The sequence below is a fragment of the Mesorhizobium sp. P2_B5 genome (assembly GCF_056404775.1).
In genome coordinates, this window is record NZ_JBFUDJ010000001.1 from 459,784 (window position 1) to 486,054 (window position 26,271).

The 26,271-nt window shown below is 63.3% G+C and carries 25 protein-coding genes and 1 pseudogene; 12 read left to right on the top strand and 14 right to left on the bottom strand.

Annotation, left to right across the window (positions count from 1 at the left end):
* Window positions 1–264 precede the first annotated feature (264 nt).
* Together AC1D1N_RS02345 and AC1D1N_RS02350 are read left to right on the top strand one after the other, a co-directional pair.
* Complete coding sequence (locus AC1D1N_RS02345) at window positions 265–1,299, top strand: L-idonate 5-dehydrogenase (protein ID WP_477346350.1); 1,035 nt, start codon at window positions 265–267, stop codon at window positions 1,297–1,299.
* A gap of 341 nt (window positions 1,300–1,640) precedes the next feature.
* Entirely contained in the window at window positions 1,641–2,267 is a 627-nt protein-coding gene (locus tag AC1D1N_RS02350; protein ID WP_477346352.1) for a DUF1062 domain-containing protein, read from the top strand.
* 60 nt (window positions 2,268–2,327) lie between these two features.
* Here AC1D1N_RS02350 and typA read toward each other — a convergent pair whose 3' ends face one another.
* Window positions 2,328–4,157 carry a translational GTPase TypA gene (gene typA, locus AC1D1N_RS02355; RefSeq protein WP_112561307.1) on the bottom strand — a complete coding sequence of 610 codons (1,830 nt, stop codon included), beginning with the start codon at window positions 4,155–4,157 and terminating at the stop codon, window positions 2,328–2,330.
* Between the two features lie 197 nt (window positions 4,158–4,354).
* On the opposite strand from typA, the gene AC1D1N_RS02360 reads away from it, so the two are divergent.
* Entirely contained in the window at window positions 4,355–4,633 is a 279-nt protein-coding gene (locus AC1D1N_RS02360) for a hypothetical protein (protein ID WP_436262249.1), read from the top strand.
* A 215-nt stretch (window positions 4,634–4,848) separates the two neighbouring features.
* Here AC1D1N_RS02360 and AC1D1N_RS02365 read toward each other — a convergent pair whose 3' ends face one another.
* Window positions 4,849–6,423: an alkaline phosphatase D family protein gene (locus tag AC1D1N_RS02365; RefSeq protein WP_477346354.1), complete on the bottom strand. Its 1,575-nt coding sequence runs from the start codon at window positions 6,421–6,423 to the stop codon at window positions 4,849–4,851.
* A 265-nt stretch (window positions 6,424–6,688) separates the two neighbouring features.
* A complete protein-coding gene (locus tag AC1D1N_RS02370) occupies window positions 6,689–7,972 on the bottom strand; it encodes an MFS transporter (RefSeq protein ID WP_477346356.1) in 1,284 nt (427 codons plus the stop codon).
* 74 nt (window positions 7,973–8,046) lie between these two features.
* Between AC1D1N_RS02370 and AC1D1N_RS02375 the strand changes: the two genes are divergently transcribed.
* Together AC1D1N_RS02375 and AC1D1N_RS02380 are read left to right on the top strand one after the other, a co-directional pair.
* Window positions 8,047–8,664, top strand: coding sequence for a TetR/AcrR family transcriptional regulator (locus AC1D1N_RS02375; protein ID WP_352586562.1), 618 nt, complete (start codon window positions 8,047–8,049; stop codon window positions 8,662–8,664).
* 263 nt (window positions 8,665–8,927) lie between these two features.
* Window positions 8,928–9,524, top strand: coding sequence for a hypothetical protein (locus AC1D1N_RS02380; protein WP_477346358.1), 597 nt, complete (start codon window positions 8,928–8,930; stop codon window positions 9,522–9,524).
* A 262-nt stretch (window positions 9,525–9,786) separates the two neighbouring features.
* Here the strand turns inward: AC1D1N_RS02380 and ppa are convergent, their stop codons facing one another.
* The 7 genes and pseudogenes from ppa to AC1D1N_RS02415 all read right to left on the bottom strand — a co-directional run bounded on the left by ppa (window position 9,787) and on the right by AC1D1N_RS02415 (window position 14,876).
* Window positions 9,787–10,320: an inorganic diphosphatase gene (gene ppa / locus AC1D1N_RS02385; protein ID WP_436262253.1), complete on the bottom strand. Its 534-nt coding sequence runs from the start codon at window positions 10,318–10,320 to the stop codon at window positions 9,787–9,789.
* Between the two features lie 128 nt (window positions 10,321–10,448).
* Complete coding sequence (locus tag AC1D1N_RS02390; RefSeq protein WP_436262254.1) at window positions 10,449–10,955, bottom strand: GNAT family N-acetyltransferase; 507 nt, start codon at window positions 10,953–10,955, stop codon at window positions 10,449–10,451.
* A 168-nt stretch (window positions 10,956–11,123) separates the two neighbouring features.
* The gene (locus AC1D1N_RS02395; RefSeq protein ID WP_477346361.1) at window positions 11,124–11,762 is read right to left on the bottom strand and encodes a TPM domain-containing protein; all 639 of its coding nucleotides are present in this window, start codon (window positions 11,760–11,762) and stop codon (window positions 11,124–11,126) included.
* Window positions 11,763–11,767: 5 nt separating this feature from the next.
* Complete coding sequence (locus AC1D1N_RS02400; RefSeq protein WP_477346363.1) at window positions 11,768–12,661, bottom strand: TPM domain-containing protein; 894 nt, start codon at window positions 12,659–12,661, stop codon at window positions 11,768–11,770.
* A 51-nt stretch (window positions 12,662–12,712) separates the two neighbouring features.
* Window positions 12,713–13,180: pseudogene (locus tag AC1D1N_RS02405) on the bottom strand (TPM domain-containing protein); the annotation flags it as partial.
* A 46-nt stretch (window positions 13,181–13,226) separates the two neighbouring features.
* A complete protein-coding gene (locus AC1D1N_RS02410; protein WP_477346365.1) occupies window positions 13,227–14,042 on the bottom strand; it encodes a TPM domain-containing protein in 816 nt (271 codons plus the stop codon).
* 201 nt (window positions 14,043–14,243) lie between these two features.
* Entirely contained in the window at window positions 14,244–14,876 is a 633-nt protein-coding gene (locus AC1D1N_RS02415) for a LemA family protein (protein WP_477346367.1), read from the bottom strand.
* A 150-nt stretch (window positions 14,877–15,026) separates the two neighbouring features.
* Here AC1D1N_RS02415 and AC1D1N_RS02420 point away from each other — a divergent pair, with 150 nt between their 5' ends.
* The 6 genes from AC1D1N_RS02420 (at window position 15,027) to AC1D1N_RS02445 (ending at window position 20,348) form a co-directional block, all read left to right on the top strand.
* On the top strand, window positions 15,027–15,278 hold the full coding sequence (locus AC1D1N_RS02420; RefSeq protein WP_203280706.1) for a hypothetical protein: 252 nt from the start codon (window positions 15,027–15,029) through the stop codon (window positions 15,276–15,278).
* 7 nt (window positions 15,279–15,285) lie between these two features.
* On the top strand, window positions 15,286–16,170 hold the full coding sequence (pdxY, locus tag AC1D1N_RS02425) for a pyridoxal kinase PdxY (protein ID WP_477346369.1): 885 nt from the start codon (window positions 15,286–15,288) through the stop codon (window positions 16,168–16,170).
* A gap of 8 nt (window positions 16,171–16,178) precedes the next feature.
* Window positions 16,179–16,931 carry a DUF429 domain-containing protein gene (locus AC1D1N_RS02430; protein ID WP_436262345.1) on the top strand — a complete coding sequence of 251 codons (753 nt, stop codon included), beginning with the start codon at window positions 16,179–16,181 and terminating at the stop codon, window positions 16,929–16,931.
* Between the two features lie 150 nt (window positions 16,932–17,081).
* The gene (locus tag AC1D1N_RS02435) at window positions 17,082–17,726 is read left to right on the top strand and encodes a carbonic anhydrase (protein WP_112561294.1); all 645 of its coding nucleotides are present in this window, start codon (window positions 17,082–17,084) and stop codon (window positions 17,724–17,726) included.
* 66 nt (window positions 17,727–17,792) lie between these two features.
* The gene (locus AC1D1N_RS02440; protein WP_477346371.1) at window positions 17,793–18,206 is read left to right on the top strand and encodes a nuclear transport factor 2 family protein; all 414 of its coding nucleotides are present in this window, start codon (window positions 17,793–17,795) and stop codon (window positions 18,204–18,206) included.
* 87 nt (window positions 18,207–18,293) lie between these two features.
* Window positions 18,294–20,348 carry a M3 family metallopeptidase gene (locus AC1D1N_RS02445; protein ID WP_477346373.1) on the top strand — a complete coding sequence of 685 codons (2,055 nt, stop codon included), beginning with the start codon at window positions 18,294–18,296 and terminating at the stop codon, window positions 20,346–20,348.
* A 147-nt stretch (window positions 20,349–20,495) separates the two neighbouring features.
* Here AC1D1N_RS02445 and AC1D1N_RS02450 read toward each other — a convergent pair whose 3' ends face one another.
* From AC1D1N_RS02450 to AC1D1N_RS02465, 4 genes are all read right to left on the bottom strand, one after another.
* Window positions 20,496–21,992 carry a M81 family metallopeptidase gene (locus AC1D1N_RS02450; protein WP_477346375.1) on the bottom strand — a complete coding sequence of 499 codons (1,497 nt, stop codon included), beginning with the start codon at window positions 21,990–21,992 and terminating at the stop codon, window positions 20,496–20,498.
* A 20-nt stretch (window positions 21,993–22,012) separates the two neighbouring features.
* Window positions 22,013–22,837, bottom strand: a complete 825-nt coding sequence (locus AC1D1N_RS02455) for a carbohydrate ABC transporter permease (RefSeq protein WP_477346377.1) — start codon at window positions 22,835–22,837, stop codon at window positions 22,013–22,015.
* Complete coding sequence (locus tag AC1D1N_RS02460; protein WP_436262262.1) at window positions 22,834–23,703, bottom strand: carbohydrate ABC transporter permease; 870 nt, start codon at window positions 23,701–23,703, stop codon at window positions 22,834–22,836. The genes AC1D1N_RS02455 and AC1D1N_RS02460 overlap by 4 nt, the downstream gene beginning before the upstream one ends.
* 385 nt (window positions 23,704–24,088) lie before the next feature.
* The gene (locus AC1D1N_RS02465) at window positions 24,089–25,321 is read right to left on the bottom strand and encodes an ABC transporter substrate-binding protein (RefSeq protein ID WP_477346379.1); all 1,233 of its coding nucleotides are present in this window, start codon (window positions 25,319–25,321) and stop codon (window positions 24,089–24,091) included.
* A gap of 177 nt (window positions 25,322–25,498) precedes the next feature.
* On the opposite strand from AC1D1N_RS02465, the gene AC1D1N_RS02470 reads away from it, so the two are divergent.
* Window positions 25,499–26,269, top strand: a complete 771-nt coding sequence (locus tag AC1D1N_RS02470; protein WP_477346381.1) for an SDR family oxidoreductase — start codon at window positions 25,499–25,501, stop codon at window positions 26,267–26,269.
* Window positions 26,270–26,271 lie beyond the last annotated feature (2 nt).

Genomic DNA, 26,271 nt, shown 5'->3' on the forward strand with positions numbered 1-26,271 from the left:
GCCCGACTCCGGGCGGCTTGGCAAAGCAGACGCGGTTCCTCGCCCCCACGCGAGTGGGGGGAGAGGTGGCTCGGCGAAGCCGGGAAGCTCGGCTTCCGCAGGACTTCGAAGAAAGCTCGCCAGCGTCGCGGGCCCCCTCTCCGACCGCTTCGCGGCCACCTCTCCCCCGCTCTGGCGGGAGCGAGGAACCCAAGTCCTGCGGCGCGCGACAATCTCAGCGCTCGCACCTTGCCCGCACCTATGGTTTGAGAAAGGATCGCGGCCATGAAATCAATCGTCATCCACGCGGCAAAAGACCTTCGCATCGAGGAGACCGATCCAGGCACGCCGGGCGCCGGACAGGTCGAGATTTCAGTCGAAGCCGGCGGCATCTGCGGCTCGGATCTGCACTATTACAATCATGGCGGCTTCGGCGTCGTGCGCCTGCGCGAGCCGATGATCCTGGGACATGAGGTCGCCGGCACGGTGAGGGCGCTTGGCGCTGGTGTCTCAAGCCTCGCCGTTGGCGACCGTGTCGCGATTTCGCCCAGCCGGCCCTGCAATGCCTGCCGCTACTGCCTGCAAGGCATGCAGAACCAATGCCGCAACATGCGCTTTTACGGCAGCGCCATGCCGATGCCGCATATACAGGGCGCCTTCCGCCAGCGCCTCGTCGCCGAGGCTTGGCAATGCCACAAAATAGCGGACCATGTCTCCATCAACGAAGCTGCCTTCGCCGAGCCCTTCGCGGTGACGCTGCACGCCGTGAACCGCGCCGGCTCGCTGCTAGGCAAGCGGGTGCTGGTCACCGGCAGCGGGCCGATCGGCGCGCTCTGCATCCTGGCTGCGCGCGTCCACGGCGCGCGCGAGATCGTCGCCACCGATGTCATGGACGCCGTTCTGGTCAAGGCCCGTGAGATCGGCGCCGACCGCACCATCAATGTCGCCACCGACGGCGCCAGCCTCGCCGCCTACAACATCGAAAAGGGCAGTTTCGACGTGATGTTCGAGTGCTCCGGCAACGAGCGCGCGGTGCGGGCGGGGTTCGACGTGCTGAAGCCGCGCGGCGTGCTTGTTCAACTCGGCCTTGGCGGCGACATGTCCTTGCCGCAGAATCTCATCGTCGCCAAGGAGATCGAGATGCGTGGCAGCTTCCGTTTCCACGACGAGTTCGCGCTGGCCGTCGACCTGATCAACAACCGTCGTGTCGACGTCAAGCCGCTGCTGACCGGCATCTATCCGATGGACGAGGCGGTTGCGGCGTTCGAGATCGCCGGCGACCGCACCCAATCCATGAAGGTGCAGATCGCCTTCGCCTGAGCATGGCGGAACACCCGCTATGAGCCTTGCCCGCGTGGCATCTTGTCGCTAGAAGAGCCGTCCCGACATCCAGTTCGAGCTTCACTTTGCCTCAGTAACCGCCGGTCTCGCCAACTCCCCTGTTCACACCTGGCAGGGCGCCGCATCAGCGGTGCCTGCTTCATTTTCACGTGTTCCTCAGGCGGCGGTTCGAGACCGGTTTGGCACTGCTGAACCGCTGTCGCGTGGCTCCGCCCGTGACACCTGACCTCCGACCAAGCTAGCTCTCGCCACGCCGTGCCCGCATGGGCATCTCGACATCGCCGGCCTGAAGAACTTCCCGACGGGAAGGGCTTATCGGCATGTCCGGCACTTTGCGCATCCACTGGGCGATTGCGCCCGAAATCGCACCTCGACCTCTCGTCAACTGCAACCGCTGCGGCGCCGTGAAAGCCTATTGCTGCAGCGACAAATTCCGCGTCAACGCCAATGGCAAGCGAATCGACGTCTGGCTGATCTATCGCTGTATCGACTGCGACAATTCGTGGAATTTCGGCATTTTCGAACGCTGCAACCGCCGCGACATCGAACCGGCGCTGCTGGCCGCCCTTGAAAGCAACGACCCGGCCCTCGCCCGCCGCCACGCCTTCGATGTCGTGACGCTGCGAAGCCGGGTCGGACGCGTCGAGGAGTTTTCCGACGTCGCCGTTCACAAACAGAGGCTCGGCGACGAGGGCGAACGTGCAAGCGCACTCGAACTCAGGCTCGCGCTTGAAATGCCGACATCGCTGCGGCTTGACCGTTTGCTTGCCGGCGAGCTCGGCATCTCACGGTCGAGGCTTCAGGCGCTGGAGGAGAAGCGATTGCTGGTGGTTGATCCGGAAGGGGCCAAGGCTTTGCGCAAGCCGGCCCGCAACGGCACCACCGTGCGGATTGATCTCGCAGGCGAAGCCGACCGCAAAGCCATTATCTTAGCGGCCAGCGGATAAACGAAAGGGGCGAAGCATGTTGGTGCTTCGCCCCTTTCCATATCCGGAAAAATCAGACGATTAAGCCGCGCCGACCACTTTCGCCGACTTCTCGAAGCGCTTGCGCTCGTTCGGGTCGAGATAGAGCTTGCGCAGGCGGATGGTCTTCGGCGTCACTTCGACCAGTTCGTCGTCCTGGATCCAGGCCAGCGCGCGTTCCAGTGTCATGCGGATCGGCGGCGTCAGCTTGACCGCCTCGTCCTTGCCGGCGGCGCGGATGTTGGTCAGCTTCTTGCCCTTCAGCACGTTCACTTCGAGGTCGTTGTCTCTGGAATGGATGCCGATGATCATGCCCTGATAGACCTTGACGCCCGGGTCGATGACCATCGGGCCGCGGTCTTCCAGGTTCCACATGGCGTAGGCCACTGCTTCGCCCTGTTCGTTGGAGATCAGCACGCCATTGGTGCGGCCGGGCAATTCGCCCTTGTAGGGCTGGTAGGCATGGAACAGCCGGTTCATCACGGCGGTGCCGCGCGTGTCGGTCAAGAGTTCCGACTGGTAGCCGATCAGGCCGCGTGTCGGCGCGTGGAAGACGATGCGCTGGCGGTTGCCGCCGGAGGGGCGCAGTTCGACCATCTCGGCCTTACGCTCCGACATCTTCTGCACGACGATGCCGGCATGCTCCTCGTCGACGTCGATGACGACTTCCTCGACCGGCTCCAGCAATTCGCCGTTCTCGCCGTTCTGCATGACGACGCGGGGACGCGACACGGCGATCTCAAAGCCTTCGCGACGCATCGTCTCGATCAGCACGGCCAGCTGCAATTCGCCGCGGCCGGAGACGAAGAACGAATCCTTATCGGGCGATTCCTCGATCTTGAGCGCAACATTGCCTTCGGCTTCGCGCAGCAGGCGGTCGCGGATGACGCGGCTGGTGACCTTGTCGCCTTCGGTGCCGGCGAGCGGCGAGTCATTGACCAGGAAGGACATGGTCACGGTCGGCGGATCGATCGGCTGCGCATGCAGCGGTTCGGTCACAGCCGGATCGCAGAACGTGTCGGCAACGGTGCCTTTCGACAGGCCGGCAATGGCGACAATGTCGCCCGCCTGCGCCTCTTCGATCGGCTGGCGCTCGAGGCCACGGAAAGCGAGGATCTTGGAAATACGGCCGGTTTCGACCAGCGTGCCGTCATGGTGCAGCACCTTGACCGGCTGGTTGGACTTCAACGTGCCGGACTCGATGCGGCCGGTGATGATGCGGCCGAGGAAGGGATTGGCTTCCAGAATGGTGCCGATCATGCGGAACGGACCGGGGTGAACGGTCGGCGCCGGCACATGCTTGATGACGAGGTCGAACAGCGGTGCCAGGCCTTGGTCCTTCGGGCCTTCCGGGTTTTCGGAGACCCAGCCATCGCGGCCCGAACCGTAGAGGATCGGGAAGTCGAGCTGCTCGTCGGTGGCGTCGAGCGCGGCAAACAGGTCGAACACCTCGTTGACCACCTCGACGTGTCGGGCATCCGGACGGTCGATCTTGTTGATGACGACGATCGGCTTCAAGCCGACCTTGAGCGCCTTGCCGACGACGAATTTGGTCTGCGGCATCGGGCCCTCGGCGGCGTCGACCAGCACGATGGCCGAATCCACCATCGACAGGATGCGCTCGACCTCACCGCCGAAATCGGCGTGGCCGGGGGTGTCGACGATATTGATGCGGGTGTCCTTCCAGTCGACCGAGGTCGCCTTGGCCAGGATGGTGATGCCGCGTTCCTTTTCCAGGTCGTTGGAATCCATAGCGCGCTCGGCGACGCGCTGATTGTCGCGGAAGGAGCCGGATTGCCGGAGCAACTGGTCGACGAGGGTGGTTTTTCCATGGTCGACGTGCGCGATGATCGCGATATTACGAATTTTCATGTTGTGGTCTCGGGAGCGTTGCAGGCAGCAGGCCAAAAGGCGCCGCCTCTTTCGGTTGCGCGGCTCATACAGGGTTTTTCGCAATTGCGAAAGAGGAGGCGCATCACCAAATACTCATCAAATCTTAAGCATCTCGGTGTGAGATGGTTTTGTTAACCAAGGCGGGAACCTTTCGGGGCCTGGGCAGTTCGAAATTCATGACCGACAAACTCAACCGATTTTGGCCACTCATCGCTTCGGTCGCATTCGCTGCCCTGCTGGCGGCCAATGCCGCGCAATCGGCCGCGACGCTGAAGGAAGCCAATCCAGTCTCGTCCTCTGACCAGACGGCCGAGCAGATGTTCGCCGACGCCCCTGATGGCGTCGACCCCGTGGTCACCGGCCCGGTCAGCGCATCGTTCAGGCAGAGGCAGCAAGCGGCAGGGTGCGACAGCGCGGTTTGGCCGAAAATTCCGACGGTTTGCTATCCGGATTGACAGTTCCCACCTACTCCAAGCGTAGCGATCCGTCACACCCCCCTCTGCCCTGCCGGGCATCTCCCCCGCAAGGGGGGAGATCAGATGTCGCGTCGGCTTTCGCCAATCGTCAACGCGGAAGAACCTGCGCCAGCGGCAGAACTGCTAATCTCCCCCCTTGCGGGGGAGATGTCCGGCAGGACAGAGGGGGGTGCTGTCCTGCCGACCTATCCAGGCTAAGCCGACCGCACCGGATCCAGCGTCACCTTGTAGAGCTCGTTATCATCGCGATCCATCAGCCGCACCGTCAGTTGCTCGGTCGCCCCTGAAATATCGACCAGCCCGAAGAACTGGAGCCCAGCCGAGGGCGGCAGGTTCTGGCCCTGTTCGGCGGTCGGCGCCTTGATGAATTTCAGTTCCGGCCCAAAGGTCATGTCGAAATCGTTGGGGCCGAACGTGCCGGCATGGATCGGGCCGGAGACGAATTCCCAGAACGGGTTGAAGTCCTGGAACTGCGCCTTGTCGGGGTTGTAATAGTGCGCGGCCGTGTAATGCACGTCGGCCGTCAGCCACACTGTGTTGGTGATGCCGGCGTTCTTGATGTAGCGCAAAAGGTCGGCGATCTCGAGCTCGCGGCCCTTGGGCAGACCGTTGTCGCCATTGCTGACGGCTTCCGCGCCGACCTTCTTGGTGCCGTCGTCCCAGACGACGAGGCCGAGCGGCATGTCGGCGGCGATGATCTTCCAGGTCGCCTTGGAGTTGGCCAGTTCGCGCTTCAGCCATTTGGTCTGCTGTTCGCCAAGTATACGGGACTCCGGCGTCATAGTGTCCTGCATGTCAGGGCCGTTGGGGCCGCGATAGGAGCGCATGTCGAGGAAGAACACGTCGAGCAGCGGCCCATGGGATATCTTGCGATAGACGCGGCCCGGCTCCGACGGTTCGTAGCGGATCGTCGTCATCTCATGGAAGGCGCGCGCCGCACGCGCCGCCAGCACATGGATGGATTTTTCGGTGTAGCGGCTGTCGGCGCTCAAATCCTTCGAATCCGACCAGTTGTTCAGCACTTCGTGGTCGTCCCACTGGTAGAAGGTCGGGCAGATGGCGCTCAGGGCGAGAACGTTCTTGTCCATCATGTTGTACTTCCACTGGTCGCGGTACTCGTCCAGCGTCTCGGCCACCTTGCGCTTGCCGTCGATGAGGACGACGTTCTTCCATTTGCCGCCGCCAGGCAGGTCGACCTCATCCTTCATGGCGCCATCGGCATAGATCGTGTCGCCGGAATGCAGGAAGAAGTCGGGCGTGTGCTTCGCGATGGTGGCGTAGGTCTTCATGCCGGTCTCGTCGATGCCCCAGCCCTGGCCGGCCGTGTCGCCCGACCAGGCGAATTTGATATCGCGCTTCGAGGCGGGTGCAGTGCGGAAGCGCCCGACGATCGGCTCGGAAACGACATTGATGTCGGCGAGGTCGGCGGCCGTCATGCGGTAGAAGATGTCCTGGTCGGCAGCCAAGTCGGTGAGCAGCCGCTTGACCGTAAAGTCGCTGGCCGGCGAGGTATCGAGCGGCGCCAGCCGGGTGGCGTTGGCGAAATTCTCGGTCGACGACACTTCGAACATGACGCGCGAGGGTCGATCGGTGCGCGTCCACACCATGCCGTTCGAGGCATCGACATCGCCGGACTGGACGCCATGGGTAAACGCCGGGCGCTGGCTGGCGCGCGAATAATAGGGCAAAGCGAGGCCCGATGCGCCGAGCAGACCGGCCGCACTCGCTGAGGTGACGAAGGCGCGGCGGGTCATCGAGATCTTGTTCATGGCTGTCTCCTGATGGCTTGAACGTCCGCCACCAGCGTCCAGCCTCAATGTTTCAGCCGCATCTCGGAAAGATGAAGTTTTGATAACAATGGACAGATGATCTCCCCCCTTGAGGGGGAGATGTCGCCAAAGGCGACAGAGGGGGTCGCCGCGCGTAGAGCGCTGACCTCCTCCTTCGCCGCAAGGACGCCGAGCCCAGTCGGACCGACCTCCTCTGGCCGCTTCGCGGCCATCTCCCCCTCAAGGGGGGAGATTAGCGTCGCGCTTAAGCCGCCTGCGGCTCCGGGTCGAAGGCCGGCCGGGTGGTGTTGATCAGCAGCGACAGACACGCCGCCACAATCGCCGTCATGCCGGCGATCAGGAAGGCCAGTTCATAATTGCCCTGCAATTCCCGCATGGTGCCGCCGAAGGCTGCGGCGGCTGCCGCACCGACCTGATGACCGGCGACGATCCAGCCGAACACGATCGGGCCGCTGCGGTCGCCGAAGGCTTCGTTGGCGAGCCTGAGCGTCGGCGGCACGGTGGCGATCCAGTCGAGACCGTAGAGCACGGCAAAGATGATCAGGCTGGTCGCCGAGAAGCCGGAATAGGGCAGGTAAATCAGCGACAGGCCGCGAATGCCATAGTAGACACCGAGCAGCTTGCGCGGGTCGAAACGGTCGGTGAGCCAGCCCGACAGCGTCGTGCCGATCAGGTCGAAAATGCCCATCATCGACAAAAGGCCGGCCGCCTGCACCTCGCCGATGCCCATATCGCCGCAAAAGGAGATCAGATGGGTGCCGACCAACCCGTTGGTCGTGAATCCGCAGACGAAGAAGGTGGCAAACAGATACCAGAATACCCTGGTTCCCGCGGCGCGGCGCAGCGTGTTGAGCGTATGCGCCAGGAAATTGCCTTGCGAGGCCGGCGACACCGGCGGCACGTCATCGGCCTCGGCGCCATAGCGCACCATGCCGATCGAAGCCGGGCGCTCCGGCACCAGCAGCCAGACCAGCGGCAGAAGACAGGCGGTGGCAACAGAGACGGCAATGGCGACCGGCTGCCAGCCGCCCGACTGGGCGAGCGAGGCGAGCAGCGGCAGGAACACCAGCAAGCCGGTGGCGCTGGAGGCCGACATCAGCCCCATGACGAGGCCGCGATTGGTCTTGAACCAGCGATTGACGATGGTGGCGCCGAGCACGGTGGCGACAGCGCCCGAGCCGATGCCGGAAAACACGCCCCAGGTGAGGAACAGATGCCAGGGCTCGGTCATCAGCAGGCTGAGCGCGGTTGAGCCCGACATGACCACCAGCGAAGCGAGCAGCGTGCGGCGCAGACCGATCCGCTCCATCAGGGCGGCGGCGAACGGCCCGGTCAGGCCATAGAGGAAGATGCCGATGGCAGCGGCAATCGAAACGGTATCCCGTCCCCAGCCGAAGCTCTTATCCAGCGGCAGCATCATCACGGAGGGAGCCGAACGCAGACCGGCCGCGATCAGCAGGCAGAGGAAGATGACGCCGACCACGACGAAAGCGTAGCGCTGGCCAAAGGGACGGGATTGAGCTATCATGTTACTGACCGGTACGTTGCAGGGTGGAGGCAGGTATACGTACCGATCGGTAACATTGTCAATCGAGTCATATTATGCCAACGGACAAAAATATTGAACTGACCATCAACGACGGTCATGCAGCGGCGCCGCCCAAAGCTGCCAAGAAGATCCTCGACGTCGCCTACGACCTGTTCTACCGGCGCGGCATCAGGGCGATCGGCGTCGACGAAATCGTCAAGCGCGCCGGCGTGACCAAGCCCAGCCTCTACCGCAGCTTTCCCTCCAAGGACGAGCTCGCCGCTTCGTATCTGCGGCAATATGACCGTGAATATTGGGAGCGTTTCGACGAAGCCGTGGCCGCCCATCCCGGCAACCCGCGCGCGCAGATCAGCGCCTTCCTGACCCGCGTCGGCAAGCGTACGCAAAGACCGGACTATCGCGGCTGCGGCATGACCAACGCGGCGGTGGAATACCCCGAACACGGCCATCCGGCACGCGTCGTCAGCGAAGCCAACAAGCAGGAACTGCGCCGCCGCTTGCGCGAAATGGCGGCAGCGATGGGTGCACAAGACCCTGACACGCTCGGCGACGGCCTGCTGCTCCTGATCGAGGGCGCCTATATCAGCGGCCAGCTGTTCGGCCTCGGCGGACCCGCGGCATCGGTCGCCCGCAACGCCGACCTGCTGATCGAGGCGAGCTTGAAGAAATAACATTTTCGAGCGTTGGCGCCGCCCCTCACCTGCCTGCCGGCATCCTCTCCCCGTAAACGGGGCGAGGGGCGCTCCCATCACCGATTTCGCCAATCACCGACGTTGCAAGAGTATCGCCGGGGCGCGGCCAGCCTCTTTCTCCCCGTTCACGGGGAGAAATGCCCGGCAGGGCAATGAGGGGCGGCGCCAACCCCTGATAGCGCACGCTAGGCCTGTCGAAAATTTGACGATAGGCTGGAACGAACTCCACGGGAGACGTCCACATGCGCACCCTGCTGCTTGTCCCCTTTGCCCTTGCCGGCCTCTGCCAGGCAGCCCATGCCGACGGCATATCCAGCGCCTACACCGACCTCGATTCGCAAAAGGATTGCGTGACCTATGCGCAGGCGGACGAGGGCGACGGCGACTGGGCCGAACTCGCCTGCTCCGGCTATCGCGGTTATCCCGTGCTGATCGCCTATGACGATGCGCGTGAATCACTGTTTTACGGTTTTCCACCCGGCGGCGACATGACCTCGGTCTGGGAGAGCTTTTCCGGCTTCAACTCGTCCGGCGCCAAGGTCGAATGGCGCATCGAGAGCAAGGGCGACGTCGCCGTTCCTTTCGCCGTCATCCACCGCCGCTCGATCAGCAATCCCGAGGATGAGAACAAGCCGACCGAAGTGCTGCTCGTCGCCAAGGTTGGCCAGATGGAAGCCCGCGATGGCTGCACCATCGGCCTTGTGCTCGCCACCGGCAACCCTCAAGCCAACGACCAGGCGCGCAAGCTGGCCGACGAAAAGGCGAAGAGTTTCGCCTGCGGCAAGGACAAGCACACCGTCATTGGCGATGTGCCGGCGTTTGGTAGGGTGGATAACTAAGGGCCGTTCGCGTTGGAACGCCCCTTATGCAGTGTCGTCGGTTCGTGCTGCCCCTCATTGTCCTGCCGGACATTTCTCCCCGTATAGTGACGGGGAGAAAGACGCTGTCATCGCAGCTTTCGCCAATTACACACGTTGCAGAATGAGAAGCCGAGGGCCGGGCTACTCCCTTCTCCCCGTCACTACACGGGGAGAAGGTGCCGGCAGGCGGATGAGGGGCGGCGCCGTGCTTAGCGGCCGCTCGCACCCCCAGCCTCGCCTCCTACTTCGCCGCCTTCGCCCGCGCGATCGCGTCGATAATCATCTTCTTGGCGTATTTGGAATCGTGCCAGCCTTCGATCTTGACCCATTTACCGGGTTCGAGATCCTTGTAGTGCTCGAAGAAGTGCTGCACCTGGTCACGGGTGATCTCGGGCAGCTGCGTGTATTCGGTGACGTTTTCGTAGCGCAGCGTCAGCTTCGGCGACGGCACGGCGATGATCTTCTCGTCCTGGCCGGCATTGTCTTCCATGATCAAGACGCCGATCGGCCGCACATTGATGACGCAGCCCGGCACCAGCGCGCGCGTGTTGCAGACCAGAACGTCGATCGGGTCGCCATCACCCGACAGCGTGTGCGGCACGAAACCGTAATTGCCGGGGTAGCGCATCGAGGTGTGCAGGAAGCGGTCGACGAACAAAGTGCCGGCCTCCTTGTCCATCTCGTATTTGATCGGCTCGCCGCCGATCGGCACCTCGATGATGACGTTGACGTCCTCAGGCGGGTTCTTTCCGCTGGCAACGGCTTCAATGCGCATGGCTCAATCCCTCTCTCGATTTCCAAGATCGATAGCGGGCGAAGCGCAAGGGCGCAATGCGGCGATTGGTACGCAGCGCTCATGGAAGCGCACAGTTTGTGAATGGGCTGTAACCGAGGCGGCGCCTGCTATTCCCAGACGAAGGCGACCTTCTTCAGCGCCTTCTGCTCGAAAATCTCGACGCCCTCGGCAACATCGCGGCCGCCGGCGCCGGTGTAGAAGGCGAGCGCGTTCTGGTTGTCTTCCAGCGCCCACACCACCATGCCTTTCAGCCCGTGATCGGCAAGCCGTGCCCGCGCCGCCTTGAACAGCCGGCTGCCGAGCCCGATGCCCTGATATTCCGGACGCAAATAAAGCTCGTAGATCTCGCCCTGCTGGCGAAGTTCGCGGGCGCGGTTCTTGCCGATCGTGGCATAGCCGGCAATGGTGCCGCCGATCTCGACCACCAGCACGGTGGCGGCACGGCGAATCGCATTCGCCCACCAGTCTGCGCCACGACGGTTGATCATCGAGGTCAGCGAGCGATGCGGGATGATGCCGGAATAGGCGCCCTCCCAAGCCTGCTGGTGCACGTCGGCGATGGCGCCAGCGTCGCGTGGTTCTGCCTTCCTGATGTCGATGCTCAGCGTATTCATGATTTGTTAACCATAAACCCGCATCGGCCATTTGCAAGAGTCGAGGCCAACTCGCCAACCGCTTTCTCACAGCCGACCACGACACTGGTGACATCGGGCCAGAGCCGGCTTGAAAACGCGCGCAGCCGAGGCGGTCAAACGGTCGTCAGGGTAGCGTTTGCAGGCTTTTCAGATCTCGACCAGATGGTCGTCCAGCTCATTGGCGTCGCCCGACGTAACCGGGAAATGCTCGGCAAGCACCGCGCCGACCTGCCCGATCGCCTTGACGAAGCCGTCGGCGAGCCGGTCGTCGCCGGCATGCTGCGTAAGGTCGCGGATGAGGCCGTCCCAGACATGCTGGCCGACTTTGCTGTTGATGCCCGAGTCGGCGACCACTTCGGCATAGCGCTCGGCGATCGACACGAAGACCAGCACGCCGGTGCGCGCCGTGGTGCGATGGACGTTACGGGCGAGGAACTGCCTGAGCGCATTGTCATGTGCTGCCTGGTAACGCTGCCGGCGCGGCACCAGATGGATGCGCAAAGCGGGCAGCGCCCATAACAGCACCAGCACCGAGGCCAGCGCCAGCAGCTGTACAATGACGAAATGCGGCAGCCGGATCGACAGCCACCAGGCTTCCAGCCCATAGGCGACGGCGAGACTGACGATCAGCATGCCGGATGTCGCCATGAAGGCAGCCGGAAAGAAATAGCCGTCGCTGGCATGCGCGACGACGCAGTAGATCTCGCCGTCGGTTTTCGATTCGGCGGCGCGGATCGCGGTGGCGATGCGCTCATGCTCCTGCGGGCTGATCGGTCGTGTTGCCATGTCTCTCACCAGCTCCCTGAAGACCCGCCACCGCCGGACGAACCGCCGCCACCTGAAAACCCACCGCCGCTGCTTGAGCCCGACGACCAGCTGCTGCCCGAACTTCCTGACGACCATCCACTGCCCGAGGACCAGCCCGACGACGAACTCGTTGTCCAGCTGCTTGAACCCGAAGACGATCCCCTCGGTCCCTGGCCATAGCGAAAAGTCATGCCCAGCCATTTATACACGCCCGGCGACAGCTTGGTGCCGAAGATCGGCGGCAGGAAGGCCATCGCCAGGCCGCCGAAGAACATCGTCGCCCACAGGATCAGGAAGATCGCGACGATAGGATCGATGGGCGTGCTGTTGTCGGCCGGATTGCGTTTGCCGCGCGCCTCCAGCTCTTCGGGATTGCCTTCCAGCACCATGACCATGTCGTCGACTGCTTTGGAAATGCCGCCGGAGAAATCGCCGGCACGAAAAGCCGGCACCATATCGTTTTCGATGATCAGTTTTGTGTGCAGATCGGTCAGCGTGCCTTCCAGCCCATAACCGACCTCGATGCGCATCTTGTGGTCGTTCGGCGCCACCAGCAAAAGCACGCCATTGTTCTCGCCGGCCTGGCCGAGCTTCCAGAAGCGGAACAGCCGGTTGGCGTAGGGCTCGATCTCCTCTCCGCCGAGACTGTTGATCGTTGCCACGACGATCTGGTCGGAGCCCTTTGTCTCGAAGTCGGCCAGTTTCTGGGTCAGCGCCGCCTCGGTCGCGGGGTCGATGATACCGGCATCGTCGACGACGCGACCGGTGAGCGCGGGCAACTCCGCCGCCATGGCGGCAAAGCCGAAGATCAACACCGCCAAGGCAAACAACGCACCGGCGGTGAAACGCCTGGAGGGGCTGATGATGGGCATCATCATATCGACACCGCCTCCAACGCTTCCGGATTGCCCTCAAGCGCCATGACTGTCCTCGAGCACCTTGATGATGTCGTCGACGGCCTTGGAAAGGCCACCGGAGAAATCGCCGACGCGGAAGGCCGGCACCATGTCGTTTTCAATGATCCGTGTGGCGTGCGAATTGGTCAGCGCGCCCTCCAGCCCATAGCCGACCTCGATGCGCATCTTGCGGTCGTTCCTGGCCACCAGCAGAAGCACGCCATTGTTCTTGCCCACCTGGCCGAGCTGCCAGAAGTTGAACAGCCGGTTGGCGTAAGGTTCGATCTCCTCGCCGCCGAGGCTGTTGATCGTGGCGACGACGATCTGGTCGGAGCCTTTGGTCTCGAAATCCGCCAGCTTCTGCGTCAGCGCCGCCTCGGTCGCGGCGTCGATGATGTCGGCATTGTCGACGACACGACCGGTGAGTACGGGCAACTCCGCCGCCAGCGCTGCGAAGCCGACGAGCAAAACCGCCAGGCCCAGCAAAACAGCGCCGGTCATAGTGACGAGACGGCGATGCCAGGAATTGATGGTGCGTGCGGTCATGTCACCAGCTTCCCGAGGAGCCGCCGCCGCCGGACGAACCGCCACCGCCTGAAAAGCCGCCACCACCGCTTGAACCCGACGACCAGCCGCCGCCCGAACTGCCCGAAGACCAGCCGCTGCTGGATGACCGCCGGCCTGGCTCGAATGTCATGCCCAGCCAGCGATAGCGGCCGGGGCCGAGTTTCTTGCCGAAGATCGGCGGTAGGATGGAGGCCGCCATGCTGCCGAAGAAGATGATCGCCCAGATGGTTATGAAGACGGTGAAGAACAGATTGTCCATGTCGATGGGCGGTTGCTCATTGCGCTTTCCGCGCGCCTCCAGTTCTTCCGGATTGCCTTCCAGCACCATGACCATGTCGTCGACGGCTTTGGAAATCCCGCCGGAGAAATCGCCGGCGCGAAACGCCGGCACCATGTCGTTTTCGATGATCAGCCTGGTGTGCAGGTCGGTCAGCGTGCCTTCCAGCCCATAGCCGACCTCGATGCGCATCTTGCGGTCGTTCGGCGCCACCACAAGCAGCACGCCGTTGTTCTCCTTGGCCTGGCCGAGTTTCCAGAAGCGGAACAGCCGGTTGGCGTAAGGCTCGATCTCCTCCCCGTCGAGGCTGGGGATGGTGGCGACGACGATCTGATCGGAGCCCTTTGTCTCGAAGTCGGCGAGTTTTTGGGTGAGCGCCGCCTCGGTCGCCGCATCGATGATGCCGGCATTGTCGACGACACGGCCGGTCAGCGCGGGGAGATCGGCGGCGAAGGCTGTCAGGGGGAAGAGGAAGCAGAGAAGTATGCCAAGGAAGGCTAGGTAGGCGTCCCGTCCCACCCCCCTCTGTCCTGCCGGCCATCTCCCCCGCAAGGGGGGAGATCGGACGTCATCTGTGCTTTCGCCAATTTTCACCGTTTGAAAGAGATGTCCGGCCACGAAGCTGCCAATCTCCCCCCTTGCGGGGGAGATGTCCGGCAGGACAGAGGGGGGTGTGAAGGAATACAAGGCCGAAAATGACCAAGCTTGCCAACCGATCGCTTATCCGCCCTGCTTCGTGCCGAAATCGACCTTCGGCGGCTGCATCTTGTCTTCTTCGACGGTGAAGTTGGCGAAGGGCTCGTTGCTGCGGAACCAGAAGGTTGCCCACAGCACCGAGGGGAAGGTCCTCAGTGTCAGATTGTAGTCCTTGACCGCCAGGATGTAGTCGCGCCGCGCCACTGCAATGCGGTTCTCTGTGCCTTCGAGCTGCGCCTGCAGTGCCAGGAAATTCTGATTGGCCTTGAGATCGGGATAGGCCTCGGACACCGCGATCAGCCGTGACAGTGCGCTGGTCAGCCCTGCCTGGGCATCCTGGAACCTCTTGACGGCTTCGGGATCCTTCAGCGTTTCCGGCGTCACCGTGATCTGCGTCGCCTTGGCGCGCGCTTCGACCACCGCGTCGAGCGTGTCCTTTTCATGCGCCGCATAGCCCTTGACCGTCTCGACCAGGTTCGGGATCAGGTCGGAGCGGCGCTGATACTGGTTCAGCACCTCGCTCCAGGCTGCCTTGGCGTTTTCCTCCGCTGTCGGGATGGTGTTGTAGCCGCAGCCGGCAAGCAGCGGCAGCACAATGGCCATCATCAGCACGGCCGGCAGGCTGCGGAAGGGGAAGGCAAGACGCTGGGCAAACATGGTGTGGTCCCTCGACAGAAGTTGCATGGGAAGCATTAGCACAATCTGCGCTCAAGAAAATGTCTGCGGCTGGCGCGCACGCATGCGCTCGCGAGGCCCTGTGATTGACCGCGCGAACACGATAAGGTCGCCGGCAAACAGGACAGGATCATGGCGCAACGCCAAGACGATGACAGCGAATCGCGCCGCATTATCGAGCGCGTGGCAAACGAGAGCGGCCCGGGCGGGACGTCGTTCATCGCGCGTGCCGCGAAAGGCGCGCGCGATCACGTCACCGCCGCCGAGGCCGACCGCTCCGATCCGATCGAGGTCTGGGGCACCCGCATTGGCCGAACGCTTGGGCTCATCGTCGCCCTCGGCCTTTTGATCTGGCTGGTGTATTTCGTCTCCCGGGGCAGCTAGGAATTCCATGAACAGCGAAAAAGCCGACGCGCCGCGCGCGGTCATCGTCATTTCCAGCCATGTCGCCCGCGGCTCGGTCGGCAACCGCGCCGCCGTGTTTGCGCTGGAAACGCTGGGCTTCCCGGTGTGGGCGGTGCCGACGGTCATCCTGCCCTGGCATCCCGGCCATGGGCGGGCCACGCGCATCGTGCCGCCGCTCGACCAGTTCAAGGCGCTGATGGCCGATCTCGAGCGCGCGCCCTGGCTGGGCGAGGTCGGCGCCGTGCTGTCGGGCTATCTCGGCGAGGCCGGCCAGGCCGAGGCCGTCGCTTCGCTGGTTGCTGCGGTCAAGGCGAAGACGCCGGACGCGGTCTATATATGTGACCCGGTGATGGGCGATTCCGGCGGGCTCTACGTGCCCGAGCCGACGGCCGCCGCCATGCGCGACCGGCTGATGCCGATCGCGGATATCGCCACCCCCAACCGCTACGAGCTGGAGTGGATGGCGGGCGCGCCCTTGCCCGATCTGAAATCGGTCATTGCAGCTGCCCTTCATGCCGGACCACGCACCATGCTGGTGACGTCGGCGCCGTCGATGATGACCGGCGGCACCGGCAATCTGCTACTCGACGGCAGCCAGGCGCTGCTGGCCGAACACCGCCTCATCGACAAGCCGCCGAATGGGCTGGGTGACCTCACGGCTGCCGTCTACCTCGCCCGCATCCTGTCGGGACAGCCGCCGATCAAGGCGCTGCAGTCGACCACGGCGGCGGTCTACGAGATCCTGGCACGCACAGCCAAGCGCGGCGGCGACGAACTGCAGCTCGAAACCGATGCGCAAAGCCTGTCGCACCCGATGGCGATGGTGCAGCTGCGCCATCTCACACATCCAGGGCGGGACCGCCGGGCGTGACGTCCGGTATGCTGGTCGGCGTCGACGGCTGCAAAACAGGCTGGATCGCTGTCCACCGCGATCCGGACGCTTCGCCATCGGTCTCCGTCTTCGTAAGCTTCGCGGCCTTGCTCGACGCCTTGCCGGCCGATGCGATCATGGCCGTCGACATGCCCATCGGCCTGCCGGATTTTTCGCAGAAAGGCGGGCGCGGACCGGAAGCACTGGTGCGGCCGCTGATCGGGGCCAGGCAATCCAGCGTTTTTGCCATTCCCTCGCGCGCAGCCCTTTATGCCGACACCAACGACTTCACCACGGTGGAGGCCTGGTACGAAGCGCATCGCCGCGCCAGCGAAATCGCCAAGGCGACCTCCGATCCGCCACGTGGCGTCTCGATCCAGGCTTTCGGCATTTTTGCCAAGATCCGCGAGATCGACGCGCTGCTGATCGCGCGCCCAGAACTGCGCAGCCGCGTCTACGAATCGCACCCGGAAGTCGCCTTCTGTCGGCTGAATGGCGAAAAGCCGATGACGCTGCCGAAGAAGATCAAGGGCGCCGTCAATCCGGCTGGCATGGAAGAGCGCAAGGCGCTGCTGTGCCGGCATGGCTATCTCAGGGACTTTCTCGACCAGAAGCCGCCGAAAGGGGCTGCTGCCGACGATTTCCTCGACGCGGCCGCCATGATGCTGATCGCCGGACGCATCGCCAGCGGCAAGGCAAGACCGTTTCCCGACCCACCACTTGCCGACCGTTTCGGCATTCCCGTCGCCATTTGGGCGTAAGGCAGGCCGCGACCCATGCGTGCCGCATGGCGATTTGCGACGAAACCATCCGCAATTCGGCATTGCCCGCGACGGGCATTTGCCGTTAGAGGCTTTCTCAACTGAAAACGAGCTGCCGTCTCCAACCCGGAAAGGCTCCGTCCTCCGCCCATGCCCCACCTCCCCGAACACCTTCTCAACGGCTATCGCAACTTCATGAACGGCCGCTATCTCACCGAGAGCGGACGCTATCGTGAGCTCGCCCGCGAGGGGCAGTCGCCCGAAACCATGATCGTTGCCTGCTGCGATTCCCGCGCCGCCCCCGAAGCGATCTTCGACGCCGGCCCCGGCGAACTCTTCGTGTTGCGCAATGTCGGCAATCTGGTGCCCCCCTATGCGCCGGATGGTGAGTTCCACTCGACCTCCGCCGCGCTCGAATTCGCCGTGCAGAGCCTGAAGGTGAAAAACATCGTGGTGATGGGCCATGGCCGCTGCGGCGGCATCCGCGCCGCGCTCGATCCGAATTCGGCGCCGCTGTCGCCCGGCGACTTTATCGGCAAATGGATGAGCCTGATCGCGCCGGCGGCCGAGACCGTGTCGTCCAGCACCTTCATGACGGCGACCGAACGGCAGACGGCGCTCGAGCGCATTTCCATCCGCTATTCGATTGCCAATCTGAGGACTTTCCCTTGCGTTTCGATCCTCGAAGGCAAGGGACGGCTGGCGCTGCACGGCGCCTGGTTCGACATTTCGACCGGCGAACTCTGGGTGATGAACAAGGACACCGGCGACTTCGAGCGGCCGGATTTGACATAGATCATGATCCGGAAAAGTGGGCACCGGTTTTCGGATAAGATCATGGTCAAATAAGAGGAGGCAGCCATGCGGAATCGCCATTCGATCGTTTTCGCCGTGGTGGCGCTGCTCTTCTCGCTCACCCCTGCCCGCGCCGATGACGGCGCCATCATCGACCGTTGGTATTCGGCGCTGCTGGTTGCCGATCGCACCGAACTGTCGGAGCTGCTCGCCGACGATGCCCGCATCAAGCTCGACGATCTCGGCGTCGTGCAGTCGAAACAGGAATTCATCGCTTCAATCGACGAATGGAAGGGTGCGGTCGCCGGCGCCGCGATCCGGCATCGCATCGAAAAAAGCGAGGCCGGCATCACCACGGTCATCGCCTGCTACGATTTTCCCAACAATGACATGCTGATGCAGGAGACGTTTGCCGTCACCGGCAACCGCATCACCGCCAGTTCGCAAGCGGCGATCGCGGAAAATTGCGACGGCTTCTGACGCCAGCTTGAACGGTCGCGCTGTTGCGCAGCGCCAGGCATCGCCCTACATCGGTCAGCAAGCCCCGCCAATCATCGAAAGATCCCCATGCCGTCCACGAAAACCGTCGACCTCGCCGCCCATCCGCTGACCAAATGGCAAGGGCCGCTCGGCCTGCCGGATTTCGCCAGCATCGGCGACGGCGATTTCTCCGCAGTGTTCGACGCAGCGCTGAAGGCGCATGAGGCCGAGATCGATGCCATTGCCGGCAACAAGGATGCGCCGACCATCGACAACACGCTCGCAGCACTTGAGCTTGCTGGCGAGCCGCTCGACCATGTCTCGTCGATCTTCTGGTACCGGGCCGGCGCCCACACCAACGACGCGATCCAGGCGCTGGAGCGCGAGATTTCGCCAAAGATGTCGAGGCATTTCTCGGCGATCTCGATGAACGAGAAGCTGTTTGCCCGCATCGACGATCTCTATCAGCGCCGCGAAACGCTCAAACTGGACGCCGAGACGCTGCGCGTGCTGGAAAAGACCTGGAAAGGCTTTGTCCGCTCCGGCGCCAAGCTCGACGCCGACGGCAAGAAGCGGTTGGCCAACATCAGCGAGGAACTGTCCTCGCTTGGCACCACTTTTGGCCAGAACGTGCTGGCCGACGAGCGCGACTGGGCGCTGTTCCTCGACGAGGCCGATCTCGCCGGCCTGCCGGACTTCGTGAAGAGCTCGATGGCCGAAGCCGCCGAGACGCGCGGCCAGAAGGGCCGCTACGCCGTAACTTTGTCGCGCTCGATCTATGAGCCGTTCACCACCTTCTCCGAGCGCCGCGACCTGCGCGAGACCGCCTTCCGCGCCTTCACCATGCGCGGCCAGAATGGCGGCGCCAGCGACAACGCGTCAGTGGTGCGCGACATGCTGAAATTGCGCGCCGAAAAGGCCAAGCTGCTCGGCTATGCCTCCTTCGCCGCGCTCAAGCTCGACGACACCATGGCCAAGACGCCGAAAGCCGTGCACGATTTGCTCGATCCGGTCTGGGAGAAGGCGCTGGAGAAGGCCGCCGCCGACCAGAAGCAGCTGGAGCGGCTGGCGACCGCGGCCGGCAGCAACGAAAAATTTGCCGCCTGGGACTGGCGCTTCTACCAGGAGAAATTGCGCACGGAAAAATTCGCCTTCGACGAGGCGGAACTGAAGCCCTATCTGCAGCTCGACCGCGTCATCGACGCCTGCTTCGACGTTGCGACCAAACTGTTCGGAATCACCTTCGAGGAGAAGAAGGGCATTGCCACCTGGCATCCCGACGCGCGCACCTTCTTGGTGAAGAATGCCGACGGCAGCGAACGCGGCCTGTTTCTTGCCGACTATTTCGCCCGCTCCTCCAAACGTTCCGGCGCCTGGATGAGCGCGCTGAAGTCCGGCTGTAAGCTCGGTAACGGGTCGAAGCCGGTGATCTACAACATCATGAATTTTGCCAAGCCGCCGGCCGGCGAAGCCGCCCTTCTGTCGGTCGATGAGGCCAAGACCCTGTTCCACGAATTCGGCCATGCCCTGCATGGCATGCTGACCGACGTCACCTGGCCTTCCGTGGCGGGCACTTCGGTCAGCCGCGATTTCGTCGAACTGCCCTCGCAGCTCTACGAGCATTGGCTGACGGTGCCGGCGGTGCTGGAAAAGCATGCGCTGCATGTGAAAACCGGCAAGCCGATGCCGAAGGCGCTGCTCGACAAGATGCTGGCCGCCCGCACCTTCGGCGCCGGCTTCGCCACGGTCGAGTTCACGGCGTCGGCGCTGATCGACATGGCCTATCACGCGCGCTCGGATGCGCCGGACCAGCCGCTTCAATTCGAAGCCGAAACGCTGGAGAAGCTGCACATGCCTGACACCATCGCCATGCGCCACCGCACCCCGCATTTCGGCCATGTCTTCTCCGGCGACGGTTATTCAGCCGGCTACTATTCCTACATGTGGTCGGAAGTGCTCGATGCCGATGCCTTCGCCGCCTTCGAGGAAACCGGAGACCCCTTCAACCCGGCGCTGGCCGAACGGCTGCGGAAGAACATCTACGCCGCCGGTGGCTCGAAGGACCCGGAAGAGCTGTACACGGCGTTTCGTGGCAAGATGCCGTCGCCGGAGGCGATGATGGTGAAGCGCGGATTGGTGTAGCGCAGTTAATCTCCCCCTCGAGGGGGAGATGGCCCCAAAGCGGCCAGAGGGGGTCGGTCCGACCGGGCGCGCCCCTCATCTTCGGCGCAGGGGGTTAGCGCTTCACGCGAGGCGACCCCCTCTCTCGCCTGTGGCGACATCTCCCCCTCAAGGGGGGAGATTACCGGCATCATCCTTCCACGGGTCGGCCACCCTCGGCCACACCGGCCGCGTCAGCTTCCTGTAATCCGTCACCGCCGGATTGCTCGGGTACGAGCTCGGCGCCGACAGATAAATAATCTCCGCCGCGATCGGTTCGAAGCCGGCGTAGAAATGGTTGGTCGACTTGATCAGCAAGATATCCTTGCTCATCGGATCGACGCCGATGTTGGAGAAAATATCCGGCTCGAAGGTTTGCGTGCGGTTGGTGTTGAGGATGATGTCGATTTCGGTGCCTTCGATGCGCACCAGCGCCGTCGGCCCGAGCGTCACCCGGCTCGGCCCGAAACTCTGCCAGCCCTCGGCAACCGCCTTCAGCACTTTCACGCGCGCGTCGATCGGTTCGCCGGCCAGCGGGCCGGCCTTGCCGCCGAAGCGCAGGTCGATGACGGCGCCCTCGCCGGCAGCCTGGCAGAAGGTGACCGCGATCGGGTCCCAGATCGTCGCCACGCCGACATTGTCGATGCCGCGTGCCAGCATGGCGCGCAGCACGACGGTGCCGTCGCCGGCGACGCCGCCGCCGGGATTGTCCCATATGTCCGCGATGACCACCGGTCTGTCCGGGTTTTCCTTGCGCACAGCCAGCGCCCGCGCAATGCCGTCCTCGGTGTTCAGCATCGTCATCGCGGTCTTCTCGCGCATGGCATAGAGTTCACGCCCCAAGCGCTCCGCCAGCGCATCGCCCTTGGCCTTGTCATTGTTGGTGACGACGAGGATGCGCGTGCCCATTTCCGGCACGTCGGCCGCCATGAAACCGTGGATGACCGAGACCGACAGCACGCCGTCCTTGCCATGCAGCGCCTTGATGCGGTCGACAAAGGAGCGCATCGGCTCGCGGCTGGTCGGCAGCACCTGGATCATGCGGCAATCGAAGGTCGAGATCACAGGCCTGATCTCGCCACGCGCGGCAGCCAACCCAAGCTCGACTACATGCTCGCCGCGCTCGTAGAAATCGGTGTGCGGGAATTCGAGGAAGTAGGCCATGACGTTTGACGCCGCGACGCGCTTCGGCGTCAGATGGCTGTGCGGATCGAGCTCCACCGCGATCACCACATCCGGCCCGACCATTGCGCGGACTCGGTCCAGCAGATCGCCTTCGCAATCGTCATAGCCTTGCGCGACCATGGCGCCATGCAGGCCAAGAATGACGGCGTCGATCGGCAGCGCCGCCTTGAGCTGGCCCAGGATCTCGTCGCGCAACGCCTCATAGGTCTGGCGTTGCACCAGGCCGCCCGGCTCTGCCCAGGTGGCGGTGCCTTCGATGACGGTCAGCCCATCCTTGGCTGCACGCCGGCGCAGCGCGACCATTGGCGACGAGCACAAGGTCGGCGTGTCCGGATGCTTGCCCGGACCGGCATAGAACGCCATCTCGAACGACGCCCGGTCGGTCGGCACCGGCGAGAAAGTGTTGGTTTCCGTCGCCAGCGAGGCGGTGAAGATACGCATGGAAGCTCCGTGGTGTCAGGCTATTTGACCGCCCCGAGCGCCAGCCCTCTGACGAGATAGCGCTGCAGCCAGATGAACAGGATCGCCACCGGCAGGGTCGCCAGCAGCGTCGCCGCCATCACATGGTGCCATTCGATCGTATAGCGGCCGGCGACCAGCGAGAACACCTGGATCGGCAGCGTGTAGCTTTCCTGGCTGCGCAGCATGGTGAGTGCGACGACGAACTCGTTCCAGGCATTGATGAAGGTGAAGATGGCGGTGACCGCGATCGCCGGCAGGCAGAGCGGCAGGAACACTTTTCGCAGTGTCAGCCAGCGGCCGGCGCCTTCCATCCAGGCGGCTTCCTCGAGATCGCGCGGGATCGTGTCGAAATAGCTCTGCAGCATCCACACGGTGAAGGCGACGTTGAAGGCCATATAGATGACGCCGAGCGCGGTCGTTGATTCGATCAGCCCCCAGGCTGCCATCAGCCGGAACAGGCCGAGCACCAGCACGATCGGCGAGATCATCTGCGAGATCAGCAGGAACTGGCGGAGGGCGCCGTAGCCGGCAAAGCGGAAACGCGACATGGCATAGGCGGCCGGCACCGAGATCAGGATGGCGCCGGCCGTGGCGATGACAGAGACATAAAGCGAATTGGCCAGCGCCTGGCCGAAGCCGGTCGCCACCCACATGTCGGCGAAATTCGACCAGCGGAATTCGCTCGGCCACCAGGTCGGCGACAGCACTTCCTGCCTCGGTTTGACCGCGGTTAGGAACATCACGGCAAACGGAAAGATCGTCACCACGAGCAGCGGCGAAAGCAGCAGCCAGGCGATGATCGTGCGCTTCAGCTTGGGCGTCATGCGCGTTGCTCCCGCATGGCGAGGCGCACATAGATCATGGTGAAGATCAAAAGGATGGCGAACATCAGCAGCGACACCGCCGACGCTTCTCCCAGCTTGCCGATGCGGAAAGCCAGTTTGTAGAGATGGGTGACCAATATGTCGGTGGAATTGGCCGGCCCGCCCTGCGTCATCACCCAGATGATCGGGAACGAGTTGAAGACGTATATGGTGTTGAGCACGATGGCGATGTTGATGAACGGTTTCAGCAGCGGAAAGGTGATCTCGCGGAATTGCTGCAGCGGCGTGGCACCCTCCAGCGCCGCCGCCTCGTAGAGATCGTCGGGGATTGACGACAGGCCGCCGAGGAAGATCGTCGTCGTGAATGGCACCGTCACCAATATGCCGATCAGTACCTGCATCGGAAAGGCGGTCTCGGCACGCGCCAGCCACTGGATGTTCTCATGGATCAGGCCGAGCCCGATCAGTGCCGAATTCAGCATGCCGCTTTCGCCGTTGAGCGCCCAGCGCCAGACCACGGCCGTCATCGTCAGCGACACCGCCCAGGGCAGCATGATGATGACGCGGGCAATGCCGCGGCCGTAGAAATCGGTGTTGAGGACCATCGCCACCGGCACCGACAAAAGCAGCGCACCACCGACAACCAGCAGCGTCCACAGGCCGGTGCGCCAGAGCGCCGCCAGGAAATCGGGATCGGCGAGGAAGGCGGCGTAGTTGGCGAAATTGTTGAAGTCGCGCAGCTGGCCGAAGCGGCTGACATCATGCGTCGAGATCTGGATCAGGTCCCAGACCGGCCAGAAGATGACCACAGCCGCCAGCAGCAGGCTGGGCAAGGTCAGCATATAGGGCAGGAAGCGATTTTGCATCGGCCGGTTTCGTACCGTGTTTGGACATCAGTGGCGCTGGCGTGCCCAGCTCGGATCAGTCTTGCATATCGTTCTAGAGCAGCGCTCCAGGCGTTGAATCTCCTGCAGACGTTTGCGCTGCCCCTCACCTGCCTGCCGGCATCCTCTCCCCGTATAGGGACGGGGAGAGGGGCGCAGTCATCGACGGTTTCGCCAATCTTCGGCGTTTCAGGAATAGCGCCAAGGCTGCGGCCGGCCCCTTTCTCCCCGTCACTATACGGGGAGAAATGCCCGGCAGGGCAATGAGGGGCAGCACTGACATCAACGAATCTGTCTTTCTGCTGAAGACTGAAAGTAGTGGCGCGCCCCGATTTCTAGGGGCGCGCCGGGCGCAGGGAGATACGCCCTATTTCTTCAGCACCGCGTTGGCCTTATCAGCCGCTTCCTTCAGGCCTGCCTCGGGGTCGCCGCCAAGATAGATTTTCTGCATGGCATCCGAGGTAATCTGGGCGACTTCTTCCCAGCCCGGAATGACCGGCGCGAAGCGGGCATCGGGCAGAAGTGCGGTGAAGGCGGCCAGATCGGCATTGTTGACGTAATAATCCATCTTGGCCTCTTCCTTGTTCACCGGCAGGAAGCCTTCGCCTTGCGTGAACTTGGCGCGCTGTTCGGTGGTGAACAGGAAGTCGAGCAGCTTCCAGGCCTCATCCTTGTTCTTGGAATTCTTGAACATGATGATGGAATCGGTGACGCCATACGTGCCGCGCGCGCCGGTCGGCCCGGCCGGGATGGCAGCCACGCCATATTTCAGGTTCGGCGCCTCGTCCTTGATCTGGTTGGACAGGAACGGGGCGGTGATCATCATGCCGACCTTGCCCTGCTTGAACAGGTTCTGCACGTCCTCGCGGTTGTTGGAGGTGACGCCGGGCTCCGTCAGGCCTTCATCGATCATCGACTTGTAGAGCTTTGCGGCTTCGAGTGCCCCTGGCGTGCCGAGGCCGGACGTGCCGTCCTTGTTGAGGATCTCGGTGCCCTGTGACCACATCGCATAGTAGTAATAGACGTCGGTCTCGATCTCCTTGCCCTGCAGGCCGAAACCGAACGTGCCGGAGCCCAGCGCCTTGATCTTGCGCGCATCTTCCTGCAGTTCGGTCCAGGTTTCCGGCGGGTTGGCGATGCCGGCCTTCTCGAACAATTCCTTGTTGTAGTACATCGCCCGCGCCGAAGCCGCGATCGGCAGGCCGTAGGTCTTGCCCTCCATGATCGACGGCGACAGGAAAGTGTCGATGAAGCGGCCCTTGAAGTCGGGCGTGATGTAGCCGTCGAGCGACTCGGCGACATCCTGCTGGACGAAGTCGATCAGCCAGCGCGTGCCGATGATCGACAGGTCCGCATTGGTGCCGGCGGTGATGTCGGTGGTCAGCTTCTGCAGCAGAACTTCCCACGGCACCACTTCGAACTTGACGGTGATGCCGGGATTGGCGGCTTCGAATTCCTTCTTCACCGCTTCGAAATACGGCCCGGTCTTGGCGCTGTATTCGGCGACGGTGACGCGCACTTCGCCGGCGTCCGCCTGCGCCGTCATCGCCAGCATGCTCATTCCGGCCATCAGGCCTATGGTCCATTTCGCAAGCGTCATATGATCTCTCCCATTGATTGGCGCCTGCGCACTTGCGGCTTTCAGGCGGCCTCGGCTTTATGTGACTTTCCTACATTATCCATCATTTCGCGCTGCGCAAGCGGATTATCCTGTTGCTTAATTACATTTCATAAAATAGCGTTTTGCGACTATCGTAGACCCAGGGAGACGCACAGGGTGGTTTCAAAGGCCGAATTTGCAAGTAAGACTGTGCTGGTCACCGGCGCCGGCGGCGGCCTCGGCTCGGCCATCGTGGCGCTTCTGGCGGAGCGCGGCGCACGGGTCGTCGGCTGCGACCAATCGGAAGGTCAACTCGGCAGCCCGCATCTGGCGTCGTGCCACGTCTTCGACCTGCTCGACCGGGCTTCCATCGAAGCGGCGATACCAGCGATCCTCGAGAAAGACGGCGTTCCCGACATCCTGATCAATAATGCCGGCTGGACGCGTGCCGAGACGCTTGCCGCGCTGACCCCCGACAAGATCGAGCACGAGCTCGACCTCAATCTGACCGGGGTGATGCTGTTCGCCGATCCGCTGATCAAGGCGATGGCAGCGCGTGGTTCGGGCAACGTGGTTTTCATCTCCTCGGTCAATGCGATTTCCCATTTCGGCAACCCCGCCTATGCCGCAGCCAAGGCCGGCATCAACGCCTATGCCAAAGCGGTCGCGGTGGAACTCGGACGCAGCGGCCTGCGCGCCAATGTCGTCTGCCCCGGTTCGATCCGCACCGCCGCATGGGACCATCGCCTGGCCAAGAACCCGGATATTCTCGGCAAGCTGCAGCGGCTCTATCCGCTCGGCCGCATCGTCGATGCCACGGAAGTGGCCGAAGCGGTGGCCTTCCTTGCCTCGGAGCGCGCATCGGGCATAGCGGGGGCGGTGGTGCCGGTGGACGCTGGACTGACCGCCGGCTTCTTGCCCTTCATCGACGACATATTGGGAGCCTGACC